This window comes from Rahnella sp. P4_A8 (genome assembly GCF_056402435.1).
Map to the genome: position 1 here is coordinate 1 of NZ_JBFUHK010000276.1, position 1010 is coordinate 1010.

Annotated in this window: 2 protein-coding genes; both read right to left on the bottom strand. The window is 48.7% G+C overall.

What is annotated here, in order from left to right:
- Window positions 1–262, bottom strand: a 262-nt coding sequence (locus tag AC1DUO_RS25390) for an S-4TM family putative pore-forming effector (protein ID WP_477989455.1), incomplete at its 3' end; no start/stop codon positions are given.
- A gap of 3 nt (window positions 263–265) precedes the next feature.
- Window positions 266–1010, bottom strand: a 745-nt coding sequence (locus AC1DUO_RS25395; RefSeq protein ID WP_477989457.1) for a nucleotidyltransferase, incomplete at its 5' end; no start/stop codon positions are given.

Consider the following 1010-nt stretch of genomic DNA (forward strand, 5'->3'; position numbering starts at 1 on the left):
GTGCCGATATGTGTCCACTGATGGCAATGTTAAAGGTAAGCACCAGAAGTCCATACAATCCCAACAGTGAAGACAACAGCTCTGAATCGACAAATTCTCGGCTTCGGTTGTATACGGTAACGAGCGAAAGCAGGAGAGGCACGATGATGCTGAAGAGAAAATTGAGCTTGTTCCAGTTTTTTACCCTGTCGTACACACGGGCCTGCGCATACAGTAAATCCAGGTTTTCTCTGGTCGACTGGTTCGTGTAAATGGCATTCATGGTTCACCCGTAAACAGGAAAGGATGGCCCAAACACGTCGCGCCATTTATTGATGGATTTTTCATACTCTTTATTATTTTCAAACTGTCTCGCCTCCGATGCCTTCTGCGCATCGAGATAACATCTGTCCGATATCGCCTTACGAGCCTCGTCAGAAAGAGAGTTGATATCTCCCTGTATGCCTTTGGGATCGTTGACGGAGAACTGTACGAAAAGACCAAGATGGCGGAAAAGCGCTTCCAGCTCCATATCGACAAACGATAAGCAGGAGGTCCTGCCGGCGTAATAGTCCAGAATTAGCGTCTCCAGCAGGTAGGAGCTCATGGACGGCATTGTCGAACGCCGCTGCCAGTATTTGACAGCCCGGATAACATTGAGAACATTACCGTCATTCTTAACGTTGATAGACTTGACTCTGTCTCTGTCAATTCGGGGATCGGTAAATTTCCAGTGTCCGTTCCCGTCTGGGATCAGATAATACGTTTTACCATAGGCATCTTCACTGGTAATAAAGCAGGGCACGACATCGAAATTCCAGTCCTTACTGACCAGCTTAAGCGTGACTGCTTCCTGGTTACGCCTGATATCAGCCTGGGCATACTGGGCAATATCCTGCAGACGGCTTTTAAAGGCATTCAGAATTCTGACGGAGCAGACGGTGTCTGCCCCGGAATGTCGGTAACGATGCAGACGTGACCCCTCTCCGGAGGAGGTTACAGTTACCCGGTCACTCAGGATGGTATAGGTG